Annotated in this window: 7 protein-coding genes; 3 read left to right on the top strand and 4 right to left on the bottom strand. The window is 45.9% G+C overall.

Features of this window, described 5'->3' with window-relative positions; genetic code table 11:
- Positions 1–79 precede the first annotated feature (79 nt).
- From CLC91_RS13795 to glmS, 3 genes are all read left to right on the top strand, one after another.
- Complete coding sequence (locus tag CLC91_RS13795; protein WP_095499556.1) at positions 80–1141, top strand: PepSY-associated TM helix domain-containing protein; 1062 nt, start codon at positions 80–82, stop codon at positions 1139–1141.
- Between the two features lie 78 nt (positions 1142–1219).
- The gene (locus tag CLC91_RS13790; RefSeq protein WP_095499555.1) at positions 1220–1978 is read left to right on the top strand and encodes a DeoR/GlpR family DNA-binding transcription regulator; all 759 of its coding nucleotides are present in this window, start codon (positions 1220–1222) and stop codon (positions 1976–1978) included.
- Positions 1979–2008: 30 nt separating this feature from the next.
- Positions 2009–3838: a glutamine--fructose-6-phosphate transaminase (isomerizing) gene (gene glmS, locus CLC91_RS13785; protein WP_095499554.1), complete on the top strand. Its 1830-nt coding sequence runs from the start codon at positions 2009–2011 to the stop codon at positions 3836–3838.
- A 56-nt stretch (positions 3839–3894) separates the two neighbouring features.
- On the opposite strand, the gene CLC91_RS13780 is transcribed toward glmS, so the two are convergent.
- The 4 genes from CLC91_RS13780 to CLC91_RS13765 form a co-directional block, all read right to left on the bottom strand.
- The gene (locus CLC91_RS13780) at positions 3895–4365 is read right to left on the bottom strand and encodes a hypothetical protein (protein WP_095499553.1); all 471 of its coding nucleotides are present in this window, start codon (positions 4363–4365) and stop codon (positions 3895–3897) included.
- 61 nt (positions 4366–4426) lie between these two features.
- Positions 4427–6046: a guanitoxin biosynthesis MBL fold metallo-hydrolase GntH gene (gntH, locus tag CLC91_RS13775; RefSeq protein ID WP_095499552.1), complete on the bottom strand. Its 1620-nt coding sequence runs from the start codon at positions 6044–6046 to the stop codon at positions 4427–4429.
- A 152-nt stretch (positions 6047–6198) separates the two neighbouring features.
- Entirely contained in the window at positions 6199–6867 is a 669-nt protein-coding gene (locus CLC91_RS13770; RefSeq protein WP_158220750.1) for a response regulator, read from the bottom strand.
- A gap of 130 nt (positions 6868–6997) precedes the next feature.
- The gene (locus CLC91_RS13765; RefSeq protein WP_095500557.1) at positions 6998–14254 is read right to left on the bottom strand and encodes a beta strand repeat-containing protein; all 7257 of its coding nucleotides are present in this window, start codon (positions 14252–14254) and stop codon (positions 6998–7000) included.
- Positions 14255–14295: the final 41 nt, after the last annotated feature.

Below are 14295 nucleotides of genomic sequence, written 5' to 3'. Positions count from 1 at the left end.
ATAACCATTATCATTTGCATCGGAGTTTATCAGGGCATGAAATTAGGTTCTTATACATTGATCACAATTTGTAGTTCTTATGCTTAAACGGTTACATCGATGGTTAGGGTTGCTTCTAGTGGCGCCTTTTGTGGTTATATGCTTAAGCGGCTCACTCTTATTGTTTAAGAGCGATTACCTGAGTATGGCCTATCCACAGCTGAAGCCAGACGCTGGTCAGCCCCTAGATTCGAGTCTTGCACTCGAGCGAATTTCTAAAGATTTTTCGGCTGATACAATCAGCTATTTGCGCTTAGCGGATGAACAGTACCCTTATGTTCAGCTGATAACCAAAAGAGATCATCGTTACTATTTCAACATTAATGCCGAACTCGTGGTAATTATGTCAGACAGCAGTCCGTGGGTATGGTTATCCCATCTTCACGGCAATTGGTTGGCGGGGAAAAACGGTAAGGCGATTAATGGCTTTTTAGCTCTGACCGTTCTGTTTATAACGATCATCGGGGTGCTACTCATAGCCAAAGAGTTTGAGTGGCGTAAGGTATTCAGAGGTTTTAAAGGTGAGCAGCAACCTCTTAAACGAAGCTTTTTTCGGCACTATGGATTAGGGGTTTTAAGCCTACCCGCATTATTGTTGTTTACCGTAACCGCGGTGATGTTTATCTATCGCTCAGAAATACTTAAATTAACCGACAGTCATAAAACAGAACTTGCAAGAACGGTCATTTCAACAGAGCAAGTACACTCATCAAGTGCGATGGCGCTTTCGCAACTGCGATTTGCTGAAGTGCTAACAGCCCTTTCAATTTATCAACCAAGGCTGCAGTTTACCTTTATTAGTTTCTCCCATTGGAACGAAGGCAAGCTGGTGGTTACAGCAAAACAAAGAACGGGATTACACCCTAATGGGCGCTATCGCTTACTCGTAAGCTTAACGAATGATGGAGCTGTAGCGACTATTGAGGGTTCTAAGCCTTCAAACCTTGAGCAACTGCTAAGCAGCGCCTTCGCCATACACGCAGGTTATTATTGGCTAGAGGTTACTCCTCTTCTCTACTTTATTAATGGCCTTGTCATTATCGCTTTGTGCGCAGTAGGTATTCAGTTGGCTATTCGTCGCCGTCAAGCGAAGTGGCCATAAACCGGCCTAGTGGCAGCATTATTGATATTTGCTTCATTTTAACTATAATATCTTTCGATTTGAAAGATTGGTGGTTACATGTCAAAACGGAATACGCAACAAAGGCGTCGCAATATTGTCGAAAAAGTGAATGACTTAGGCGAACTTAGCGTAGAAGAGCTTGCACTTCATTTTGAAACATCGGAAGTAACCATTCGAAAAGATCTGACGGAACTCGAGCGCAGTGGCTTACTATTACGTCGCTTTGGTGGGGCAGTTAGAGTACCTCAAGAGTTTGTTACCGATCAACGAGTCTCCAAGGCAAAACAAGCCATTGGCGCGTTAGCTGCGAGTTTAATCTCAGATCATAATCGGGTGCTTATTGATAGCGGACGCACCACATCAGCAATGATTCCACATCTATCGCAAAAAGAAGGCCTGGTGGTGATGACCAATTCTCTATCAGTAGCCAACGCCATACAAGGGCTGGAGAATGAGCCTACTTTATTAATGACCGGCGGTACTTGGGATCCACATTCTGAGGCGTTTCAAGGTCGAGTAGCGGAACAAGTGTTGCGTTCTTATAACTTCGATCAATTATTTATAGGCGCCGATGGCATCGACATTGAACGAGGCTCTACTACGTTTAATGAGTTGTTCGGCTTATCGAAAGTGATGGCCGCAGTCTCACGAGAGGTGATCGTGCTGGTGGAGTCTGAAAAAGTTGGCAGAAAAATGCCGAATCTCGAATTACCCTGGGCGCAAATCAGTGCTTTGATTACCGATTGCGAACTGGAAAAAAACTATCAACAAGCGATTAAAGAACACGGTGTACAGCTTTATTTAGCAGAGCTGTAAGCCAGCAATATTGATAATAGGACATAAGTTATGTGTGGAATTGTAGGCGCTGTGGCACAGCGTGATGTAGCGGAAATTTTAGTCGAAGGCTTGAAGCGCTTAGAATATCGAGGATACGACTCAGCTGGCGTGGCCATTGTCGATGGCAGTCAATTGAGCCGCGTGCGTCGTGTTGGCAAGGTTGCCGAGTTACAACAAGCTCTTGCAGAGCAGCCCTTAAGCGGCGGAACCGGCATTGCTCATACTCGCTGGGCCACTCACGGAGAGCCAAGCGAGCGTAACGCCCACCCGCACCACTCAAACAATGACATTGTGGTGGTTCATAATGGAATTATCGAGAACCATGAGTTATTGCGCGAAGAGCTCACTCAGCTAGGCTATATTTTTGAGTCCGATACCGATACCGAGGTTATTGGCCATTTGGTACACCATTTGCGCCCACAACACGAGTCTCTATTAGCCACGGTGCAAGCCGTAGTTAAACGCTTAGAAGGGGCTTATGGCACTGTTGTTGTGGATCGTAATGATGCGCAGCGTATGATTGTGGCTCGTTCAGGCAGCCCATTGGTGATTGGCTATGGTGTAGGAGAGCACTTTGTTGCCTCCGATCAATTGGCTTTGTTGCCAGTAACTCGACGATTCGCGTTTCTTGAAGAAGGTGATGTAGCGGAAATTACTCGCCGTGAAGTTAAGGTATTCGATGTAAACGGCGAGCCGGTTGAGCGCGAAGTCAGTGAATCGGAAGTGAGTCATGATGCTGGCGATAAAGGCCAATATCGGCACTATATGCTTAAAGAAATATATGAGCAACCTACAGCCATTCAGCGCACCTTAGAAAATCGCTTAAGTGGCGGTCAAGTGGTGGCCAGCGCCTTTGGTGAGCAAGCCGAAGCCTTATTAAAAGACATTCAACACGTACAAATTATCGCATGTGGCACGTCTTACAATGCCGGGTTAGTTGCACGCTACTGGTTAGAAGAACACGCAGGCGTGAGTTGTAATGTTGAAATTGCCTCTGAGTTTCGTTATCGCCGCTCCCACGTATTTCCCAACTCATTGCTAGTCACCATTTCTCAATCCGGTGAAACCGCTGATACCTTGGCAGCGCTGCGATTAGCCAAAGAAATGGGTTACATGGCAAGTCTAACCATTTGTAACGTACCGGGCTCGTCGTTGGTGCGAGAGTCGGATATGGCGTACATGATGCAAGCCGGTGCAGAGATTGGCGTGGCTTCAACCAAAGCATTTACCGTGCAGTTAGCGGGCTTGCTTATGCTCACCGCTGCCATCGGCCGACATAATCACATGGGTGCTGCAAAAGAAGCGGCAATTGTGCAGTCTTTGCAATCGCTACCCACCAAAATAGAGCAGTGTTTGAGCATGGCTGAGCCCATTGAGAGCTTAGCGGAAGATTTTGCTGAAAAGCATCATGCGTTATTTTTAGGGCGTGGAGAACAGTCACCAATTGCAATGGAAGGGGCTTTAAAACTCAAGGAAATTTCTTACATTCATGCAGAAGCGTATGCAGCCGGTGAGCTAAAGCATGGGCCTTTGGCACTTATCGATGCCGACATGCCGGTGATTGTGGTGGCGCCGAATAACGAATTGCTGGAAAAACTAAAATCTAATGTCGAGGAAGTGCGTGCCCGCGGTGGGTTGATGTATGTCTTTGCCGATGTGGACGCTAAGTTTGAATCCGATGACACCATGAAGGTCTTAAATGTACCTCATTGTGACGAATTTATTGCGCCCATCATTTATACCTTGCCATTGCAGTTACTAAGTTATTACGTGGCCTTAATTAAAGGTACCGATGTTGATCAGCCAAGAAACTTAGCGAAGTCAGTAACGGTAGAGTAAAAAATTAAGTTAGTGAAACAAAGCCCTAATGATTCATTAGGGCTTTTTGTTGCTCGTTACTCTACAGCCAGCAACCTTCCTTGCTCAATATCGTGCTCGCTGACTTCATCATGATGGTGATGATGGCTGTGATTGTGCTCGTCTACCGAGGCTCCACCTCGCTCGAACAGCGACTGCGGATTTTGATAAACCGTTGTAAGCTCATGGCAATAACTCTCATCCCACAGTTGTCTGCCCTGCTCATCACTCATGATTTGCTCTGCTTTGGCGCCGAGCTTGTCCATGTAATACAAGCCTAACTCTTGACCGGTAACACCAACATGCTCAACCAAGTTTTGAAAAGCGACCTCTTGTTGGCTGTCACTCATATGACCGTTTTTATAACAAACCGTAAAGCCGATAATATCGCTGCCTAGAGCTTCAAGTTTTGGGTTGTAATGGTTATGACTGTGGTTATGTTCCGCTGCTGTTATCGAGTTGGAAAAAGCAACGAGGGTTGACAACATCAATGCGTTTACGAATTTCATATTAAATGCCTCAAATGAAGCTGGGTGCACTGGGCACCCAGATTAAGATTATTAGGTAGCGTTATTTCTTATCACTGCCAGCGCCAGGGCTTGGCTCTACTGGGCGAGTAACAGACTCTCGCTCTAAACCGTGGTATTCGCGCATTCTATCCATGTACTCTTGCTTGCTGTTCATACCTTTCTTCATAGACTCAGGAACCTCTTCCGCTGGCATTACAATGTCGCGTTCCACAGGCCACTCGGTCATAAGCTCAGGGTGGTAGCCTTCTGGGTAGTATTTCGCTGGGTCAATTTCCAGGTCGCGGATTTCTTGCTCTTGGATGTCTTCACGCTGGTTTTTAGGCATAGGCACTCTGAATTCAGAGCCGTCAGCCATATCAAATTGGGGTGCACGAGCGTTAGGGAAGTCTGGCAAGATACCTTCACGAACCCAAGCGTTGTCTTTAGTCATATTCACAACAATGCCATCTGGCGCTCCAAAGTGATAAGGTCCCTTCCAATGTTCCCGCACCTCTGCAACCGTCTCTTCATTGAGATAAGGGTCAAAGGTCATGTGGGTAGTCATGAACAACCTAGGTTGCACTTCGTTAGCTACATAGCCCGCAGCATAAGCAGGCGTGTGGTGTGTATCAACCGTATATCGCGCTAAGAATGGCGGCACACCTTGGATGATGGAAGACACCCCAAATAACTCGGTTTGCAATTCGGTGATGAATAAATCGGCTCCTTTAGCATACTTTAAGTCCAGCTCTGTAGGACGGCCATCTCCCGTCCAAACCATGGACAATACTCGACCGTCTTCTTGGGTCCAGTTTAAGCGGTACCCTGAGGCACCGTCTTTGGCATGGCTACGACGCCAATGAATAATCTCAACGTTGTCTTTGCTGTATACCACACCACCATCATCGCGGTAATCAAACTCGTGAACCACAATATCGTTGCCCGAAGGGAATACATCGAACGCATCGGTATGCCAGCGCAACATTTGCTGCATGCCTTCTACCATATGGCGAGTTCCATATTCTGGAGAGGCGCCACTTGGGCCATAGATGTTAAGCGGTTTTTCCCAGCGACCATTCCAGCCACCAAATTGGTAGAGGTAAGGCAGCGAGCCGTAATGATCGACGTGTAAATGGGTAATGAAGATATGATCCAGCTCGTTAAGCGCAACGCCAGCCGCTACGTAATTGGCAATGGAGCCTTCACCCATATCGAACACAAAATTAGAACCATTACCCAGTTCAACATAAATTGAAGTGTTAGCTTGTCCAGGGCGGATCATCGGGGAAGTACCCATAAAAGTGACGCGCATTTCGTTTGGTTGCACTTCTTCGGTACGAGGATACCAGTTAGCACCAGAAACCATGTGATCGCCATAGGGTGCAATGCCTTCAAACATGAGGCCTTCTTTCCAGCCTTTAGCTCCGTGAGACGGGTGAGTATTCACGCCACCAGCAAGAACGGACAAAATTTCAGCTTCGGAAGAGTACATTTTAGCTTCACCGACACTCTTCTTATATTCTTCTAACGTTTGGCCTTCGTGGTACTCGAATTTTTGCGAGTTGTTGACCTCGGCTTGGGTTGCGCGGGTGTTGTACTCCATGAGCGGATCGTTAGCGTAAGCTGAACTGGCTAGAACCAGAGCTGTGGTGACTGCGGATAGTTTTGCAAAAGTTTTCATAATGTTACCTGTCATTGATTAGTTGATGTGTTTCAATGACGGTAATTATGAGACTGTTAAGCATGTTAATAAATAATGTTTATAGCATACAAAACATATGTTTTATTTATATTTAAAAGTTTAAGTTTGCTTTGGGCGTACAAATAGAGTTGTCAAAGCGCGTAACGATAGCCCGCGCCATATACCGACTCAATTGGAGACTCGTCGATGCCAGCTTCTTTGAATTTTTTACGAATCTTTTTTACATGGCTATCAATGGTGCGATCCGTTACATAGCGCTCATTGGTATATGCGAGATCCAACAGTTGTTCTCGGGAAAAAATGCGTTTTGGCTGATGATAAAAAATATTGAAGAGGTTGTACTCCAGAGCAGATAACTCTAACGGTTTTCCTTTAAATAGCACTTGAGAATTTTCGGTATCATTGGACAGCGTGGAGAAGGTCACTGTTCCGGCGGTGCGCTCTAGCTTAACCTTACATCTAAGAATGAGCTCTTTGATATCGAAGGGTTTGCAAAGGTAATCATCTGCGCCAACGCCTAACCCCAAGTTTTTGTCGTCTTGAGTTACTTTCGCAGTCAACATAATAATGGGGACATTGCTAAATTGGCGAATCCGTTTACAGCACTCGATCCCGGATAAGTTAGGCAATGTAATATCGAGTATGATTAAATCAGGTTTGAAATTTTTAACCGCATCAATGACTTTATCACCATCGTCGATTGCGAGAGTTTTATAACCTTGAGCTTGCAAAAACAGAAGTAAACTTTCTGATATATCGATGTCATCTTCAACAATAAGTATCTTCTGCTTATTTGTCACTGTGCTACTTCCTTTCGAACAAATAGTACCGGTGCTTATAATTCTCCAATAATTCATCCTATCATTAAAATCATTTAATAAAAAAACCGATGCTTTGTTCAAAGCATCGGTTTTTTGTCCGCTTTCTAATTTATGCGGTGTATTTCTTTCGTGAGCGCCTTAAAGAGGTCACCGCATACAGTACAAACAGTATCCAACCCAAAGAGCCACCGCTTTCGACTGTCTTAGGCTCAACAGGGCTTGCTGGATCCGCTTGATTGTATACCGTAACCTCCATAATTGCGGTTACAGAGTACTCTCCATCGCTCACGGTAACTTGAAATTGAAGGGTCTCTTCAGCAGTTACTTGTGGGAGCGTTACTTCTAACATCTCAGTTGCACTATCCTCAAAGGTGGCCGCTGTGCCTGATACTTGTTGCCAATGATAAACAAGCGCATCGGCATCAGAGTCGATAGCATTTGCGAACAACTGGATGATCTCGCCTTCCATTGCTTCCGATTGCTCGGTTTCTACCGATACCACAGGCGCTTGGTTCACTTGCTTAACAAGTACGCTCACTTCAGCTCGGCTTGACAGCTCTCCATTAGAGACAATTACCTCAAACGTCAGTAAAGTATCATCGATAACTTCTGGCGCAGTGAACAGCAACTCCGACTGCTGAGTGTCACCTAAATCAATGTCATCACCGGTCAGCTGTTGCCATTTGAATGACAGTGCAGCGTCAGCCAAGTCATAGCTGTTTGATGCATCTATACGTACTTGGTTTCGTTCACTAACTTCGAGGTAGTCGATAAGCTCGATAACCGGAACCAAAACGTCACTTTGCACCACGACAAGACCTGGGTCTTCTATCGAGGCATTAATGGCATTATCGGTATCGTTTGGACCGCCATCCTCAATGGTCAATTGAATGCAGTTGTCACCTTCACTCAAACCGGGTGTATAAGCGCCGTCATTGACTGTCGGGCAATTACCATTAACATCCGCAGCGGCAGAGCTAAGGCTGTTTCGAGCATCCTCTACAAAATTGAACCAACCTTCTGAAGCGCTGTATTTTCGATACATAGCGGATGCAGGAAGTGTAAAGTCTTGCACCATTGGGATGACCACACTAACCGAGTCTCCCGCTTCAAAACCATCGCTAATCACGAAATTGTAGACCGGAGTTAATGGTACATAGTTGATATCAGAAACATCGGCATCTCCATCACTTACGAGCGCTGCTAACATGTCAATGGGGAAGCTTGCGTGAGTAGCATTGTTGCGGTAAAGCGCAGTTACGTATCCACCTAATGCTAAGCCATTTGCAGCACTTACATGCAGTGGCTGAGCATTTAGAGCACTTGGCAACGTATTGACTGCATCATCTGCATCAAGATAATCAGCGATTCCATCACCATCAACATCGCCGAAACCTTCATCCGCATCTCCTACTCCATCGTCATCTGCATCGTTGTCGCTACTTAGCTCGGCTAACTGTTCAACAAAGAGTTGTATTGAGTGCGTTACAGATAGCGCTTGTTCCGTATTGTTTTCAATAGCCGTAGCTTGAAGTAAATACAAACCTGGCTGTAGGGCGTCGGGGTCTATTTGATAGCTGGTGGAGTTGGACATATCTGCAAGTTGGCCATCTAAAGATACCCAGTTGACGGTATGAGTATCAATGCTATTGGTATCCGAAACGGTGGCAACAATGTCGACCATCCCGGCATCAATATCAATCACGCTTACCGCTTTGCCATTTTGACTCATGCCAATATCCAAACGAGGCGCTTTATTATCCGAAACCACAACCATCATTACGCTGTTATGCTCCCCAATGAACGCGTTTGTAGCTTCTTGTAAGGTTAGCGATAGGGTATCGGATGGTTGCACTTCATCAGGCACTGTTAGAGCAATAGAGCCATTAACCGAAGCCGTTATATCGATGCTTCCGCCATCTATGACTTGACCGTTGTGGGTAAATTCATACCTGACGCTAACTGGGTAATTTGGCGCGTGCCCACTGAGTACAACCGGTACTTCAAGTTGTAAGTTAGGACTTACAAAATTAACAGAGCTTGTTGCCACCGAAGGTAGAATCGAAACATCCGTCACATTCACGCTTGAGTTTCCGCTAGCATCTGTTGCAACCATTTCTACCTGATGAGCACCCGACTCTAAGCGAGTGTCGCCATTAATGGTTGCTCGCAACTCACCATCTACGAGATCATTGGCAAATACGGTGAGCAATGAGCTTATGTTTGTTATACGGCCGGCAGCGTTGATTGTTAAGGTTTCGACGACATCAAACTCAGGTGCTGTCGCATCCACAATGGTAACAAGCTGAGTTGCTGTCGATTGATTGCCAGATACATCAGACGCAGTCCAAGTCACTACATGCTCGCCTAATGACAAGTCGCTAGTAGAGGTTGAAACAATACTTGGGTTTTCATCCATATCATCTGTTACTGACGGCGCAGGCAATTCTATTGATGTTAACTTTCCGGTTGCTTCGAATGTTACACCAATCAGCTCACCAATAACGGGCGCTTGCGTGTCGACAACAATAGGTTCGTCCGGCGTTAGAGGGTTGTTATCTTCCACGTCAGGAATGCCATCGTTGTCGTCATCGGTATCTTCATTGTTGCCGATACCATCGTTGTCTGAATCCACGGTTTCGTTGGGATTGGTTGGGAAGGCGTCGGAATTGTCACCGGTGCCGTCGTTATCCGAGTCCGCAGTTTCCGTTGGATCGGTTGGGAACGCGTCGGCGTTATCGCCAGTACCGTCGTTATCCGAGTCCGCAGCTTCCGTTGGATCGGTTGGGAAGGCGTCGGCGTTATCGCCAGTACCGTCGCTATCCGAGTCCGCAGTTTCCGTGGGATCGGTTGGGAAGGCGTCGGCGTTATCGCCAGTACCGTCGTTGTCTGAATCCACGGTTTCATTGGGATCCGTTGGGAAGGCGTCGGAATTGTCACCGGTGCCGTCGTTGTCAAAGTCACTATGCTCAGTAGGGTCATTATCAAATAGGTCTTGATACTCCCAATAGCCATCTTTGTCGGTATCTCGGTACACGATTGAATTCAGAACGATTGCTGGATATTGTTCGGCGGTTCCAAAATTCCATACATCTGTTGACCAATCATTGGTATATGCGGTGCTGCCGCAGACTCCGTCAAAAGGTGTTTGTGGGCATTGCAGCTCTTCGGTCGAATAAGAAGCTCCGCCGCTCGCAAACGTAGTATCAACACCAACTGCTTCACGATCCCAAAGAGCATAGTTGTATGACAGATTTGAGTCAGCACTGTAACCTAAAATACCGCCAACATTGGTATTCAGACCATCACTACTTGTTATTAACCCATGTGCAAGAACTCGAACAAATGATGAGTCGGCATCCAAGTTGCCAACAATACCGCCAAGCTCTGATTCACCATTTAGTTCCACGTTGGACTTTGCATCGGTGATTGTTGTTGCACCCTTGACGTGGCCTATTAATCCGCCCACGTTTGAAGAAGCTTGAATCTCACCCAGTGCAAATACCCGAGATAAGGTATTGGTGCCTTCTGCTGAGCCAATCAAGCCGCCCGCGTTGTTTAAGTCCAGCTCAATACCAGTATCATCGATAAGCGTTATATAGGCATGGGCGTAACTGTCGTTAATGTTTACCCCTTCAGCATCTCCAATTAGACCTCCAGCGGAGTTAGTGCCCTGAATATTCCCTTGGAAACTTACAAAGTTTAAGGTCGAGCTGTTGGATAACTGACCGAATAATCCACCAACATCGGAGCCTGCATCGTCCTCGCCGTCAGAATCAACGACAGAAATCGCTGTAATATCACCTTTTGCGTGAACTTGATTGGCTGTTAAGTTGTAAAGCCTACCTGCTACCAAACCACTATCGTCGTTTCCAAGAACTTGGCCACTCACGTTAACATTGGTCAGTATTGCCGTATAACTGCCGCTATTTCTGGCGATAAGCATTGCAGAGTTATTGAGGCCAGTGACGCTTGTTAACTCTCCACCAATATTAAGGTTCCTAACTTTGATGTTTTTTACATAGCCAAATAAAGCCTGGTAATCACTGTCTGGACGATTGATGAAGAGGTTGCTAATGGTATGGCCATTCCCATCAAAAGTTGCAGAAAAGCGGGCATCTAGAGAGCCAAGGGGAATCCAACCCTCACCATCGTTGTAAAAGGCTTCGTCAGATAAATCAGCGTCGCCATTGCTGTCGAAATCAAGATCGGCCATTAACTCGTAGCCCAGACAGCCTGTACCGTCACTCGAACCAGCGCAACCGGCGGTGCGGCCGTTAAAGCTAGTGCCCGTCAAATCGTTACGCATGGCATCTAAATCGTCGAGCGTATAAAGTTCGATAAGGCCATCGTCGTCTAAATCTACATCATCATCCGGTGATACGCCGGTAGCATCTAGCGGATAAAAGTCAGCCTCATTTTCAACACCGTCGCCATCAATATCGGGATCAGAGTTATCTCCTATTGAATCGCCGTCAAGGTCTGAGGTTTCGGTTGGGTCATTGGGAAATGCATCACTGTTATCACCAACACCATCTTGGTCTGAGTCCGTATCTTCATAGGGGTAATCGGGGAAGTCATCGTAAGCATTGGGGGTGCCGTCATCGTCGGTGTCTTCGAATAAAACGCCGTTAATGACGACCGTTGGGTATTGTGTTGATGAGCCAAAGTCCCAGTAATCAGTATCCCAATTATTGTATATACCGCTAGCATTGGTTGGCGCTTGAAGCTCAGAAGTTGAGTAACCTACTCCGCCATCACTCACACTTAAGTTGCTCGTATCAGTATCCCAATAAGCATTCATGGTAAAGAGATCGCCACCGCTGCCTAATACACCACCATTATTAAAGCTGCCGGTAACCCTGCCGGTGCTGATGCTAGCAATAACATTGCTGTATAAACCACTGAGATTACCAATAAGCCCACCGGCGGCATTATTTGCCTTTATATTGGCGTGAGAGATAACATTCGTAATTGTGGAATCGAACGCGGAGCCAGCAATGCCACCCGCTGTGCTGCCTATTGGAGACTCTACATTACCGGTGACTAAACAGTTATTAATACGGCTACTCAACAGGTCGCCGGTAATGCCGCCGGCATCATTTTGCGCCGACAATTCTACGATAGCGACACACTCAGTTATTGAGCGATAGTCCATTTTACCGGCAATACCGCCGGTGCTTCCGTTTGCTTGAGTACTATTAATATCACCGATAAAAGAAACGTTACTCATTGTTGTGCTGACGGCATAACCTACAAAGGAGCCAAGGTAGTATGCTGAGCCTGAAATGCTGCCTTGAATATGGAGATTACGAATGGTGCCTCTATTCGTTTCACCGAATAGACCTAAGGTATCGTTTTCATTACTAAGGGATGTGTTGTTGATGTATAGATTCAGTAATTTGAAATTGTTTCCGTCAAAGGTTGCTGTAAATGGCGCGGATCGATCGCCAATGGGTACCCAGCCTTCACCGGAGTTGTAACGGTCATTATTGGATTTATCGCCGTTTTCATCAAAATTTAAGCTGTTTGCTAATTCATAGCCACTGCAAGCCAATACCGAGCTGTTATTTCCACAACCTTTGCTGCTGTCGCTGTAACCATCGTTATAGGAGGTGCCGCTTAGGTTATTTCTAATATTGTTTAACGCAACCAATGACCGTATTTCAATTAAGCCATCACCATCAATATCCACGTCCAAGTTGTCGTCGATGTCGTCATTGTCAGTATCGAGCGCGTCAATGTCGGTGCGACCAGCATTGTAGGGAAAGTCATCAAAAGCATCCTCAACCCCGTCGTTGTCGTCATCCAAATCGGTATTGTCGCCAATACCATCTAAGTCAAAATCGGCCCACTCATTGGGGTTATTTGGGAATGCATCACTGTTATCGCCAACGTTATCCTTATCTGAATCAAGGTGTTCGTTTGGGTCGTTATCAAAGGCATCTTCAAAGGCCCAGTATCCGTCGTTATCGGCATCACGATAAACATTACCATTGAGTATAAGGGCTGGGTATTCAGAACTGCTTCCAAAGTCCCAATTCAATGTCGACCAACCTTCGTAAATGCCACTGTTGGTGGTTGGAGTTTGCAGTTCTGCGGTTGTGTAGCCAACGCCTTGATCATTTGCACTTGTCGTTTGGCCTGTGCTTTCGATATCCCAGTAGACGTTACTTTCTGTGAACGGCTCTGGATCTAAATCAGCGACAATACCACCGGAATCAGGATCGATTTCAATACTGATATCGATAGTTCCTGTCGCAAAGCTGTTTGTAATTACCAATCCGTATTCGCTGTATGCAATTAGACCTGCAGAGTAATCCAGTGAAGTAATTGCGCCAGATGTAAAACTATTAGAAATAGTCGCGGTATCACCGTAGCCAATAAGCCCGCCAGCATATCTTATACCGGCATGCACTGAAGCGGTGACAAAGGAGTTTTCGATGATGGGATAAACAGAAGCACCAAAGATGCCGCCTACGTAATTATCGGATCCGGTAACCGAACCGGTAGCATAACTGTAAACAACTTTTACAGAATTCGCTTCACCAACCAAACCTCCAACGTTTCTTGTACCTGAGACACTGCCTGAAAAGCTGCTGCCCGATATTAAACTCACATCAGAATCACCGCCGAGCCCGATAAAACCACCGATGTTTTCATTCGTGGCAGAGATCATCGTTGATGCATGAGAATCCGTAATACTAAAAAGGCTAGCTCGGCCCTGTATTGCGCCAACTACCCGGTTTCCGAAAACAGAGCCAGCAAGGCTCAGTCCGCTGAATTTTGATTCATTTGAAGACGCTTTATTTCCTGAAAGGATCGCAACTCTGCTTTTACCGGTGACAGAAAGTAAGTCACCAGTAAACGATACATTGCGAATTTCTGCGCCATCTAACGCCGCAAAGAAACCTACGTCGTCGGTTGTGGGTCGATTAATAAACAGGTTTGCAATTGTGTAACCGTTACCTTCGAAGGTACCGGAAAAAGCCGTTAAAGTAGAGCCGATAGGCTCCCAGCCATCACCAGAATTCCAATAAGGATCATCACTTAAATCACTATTTTTGTTTGCATCAAAGTCGAGATCGTTGACCAGCTCATAGCCACTACAAACCAAAATGGTGGTGCCGTTACCGCAGCCAGTGCTGTTATTAGAGCTGCCGTCGTTGTAGCCTGAGCCGGCTAAATTATTGCGGATATTATAAAGTTGCGTGAGCGTCGATATTTCGATTAAGCCATTACCGTCTTTATCAATATCTATGCTGTCATCAACAGAATCGTTATCGAGGTCAGCGGCCATAGCCGGTGCAGAATAATAAGTTAGAAAGAGTAAAACAAACAATAAAGGTAAGGACTTTTGCAACATAATTGATACCTGAACGCAGTGATATTTGCGAAGGTATCAAT

The organism is Paraferrimonas haliotis (assembly GCF_002282895.1).
Classification (GTDB): domain Bacteria; phylum Pseudomonadota; class Gammaproteobacteria; order Enterobacterales; family Shewanellaceae; genus Paraferrimonas; species Paraferrimonas haliotis.
Note: the sequence above shows the minus strand (reverse complement) of the source record. Positions and strands in the feature narration are given on the sequence as shown.

Bases quoted from the DNA above. Each gene is read 5' to 3' on its own strand.
- CLC91_RS13795 (WP_095499556.1), top strand. From the start codon at position 80: ATGCTTAAACGGTTACATCGATGGTTAGGGTTGCTTCTAGTGGCGCCT.
- CLC91_RS13790 (WP_095499555.1), top strand. From the start codon at position 1,220: ATGTCAAAACGGAATACGCAACAAAGGCGTCGCAATATTGTCGAAAAA.
- glmS (WP_095499554.1), top strand. From the start codon at position 2,009: ATGTGTGGAATTGTAGGCGCTGTGGCACAGCGTGATGTAGCGGAAATT.
- CLC91_RS13780 (WP_095499553.1), bottom strand. From the start codon at position 4,365: ATGAAATTCGTAAACGCATTGATGTTGTCAACCCTCGTTGCTTTTTCC.
- gntH (WP_095499552.1), bottom strand. From the start codon at position 6,046: ATGAAAACTTTTGCAAAACTATCCGCAGTCACCACAGCTCTGGTTCTA.
- CLC91_RS13765 (WP_095500557.1), bottom strand. From the start codon at position 14,254: ATGTTGCAAAAGTCCTTACCTTTATTGTTTGTTTTACTCTTTCTAACT.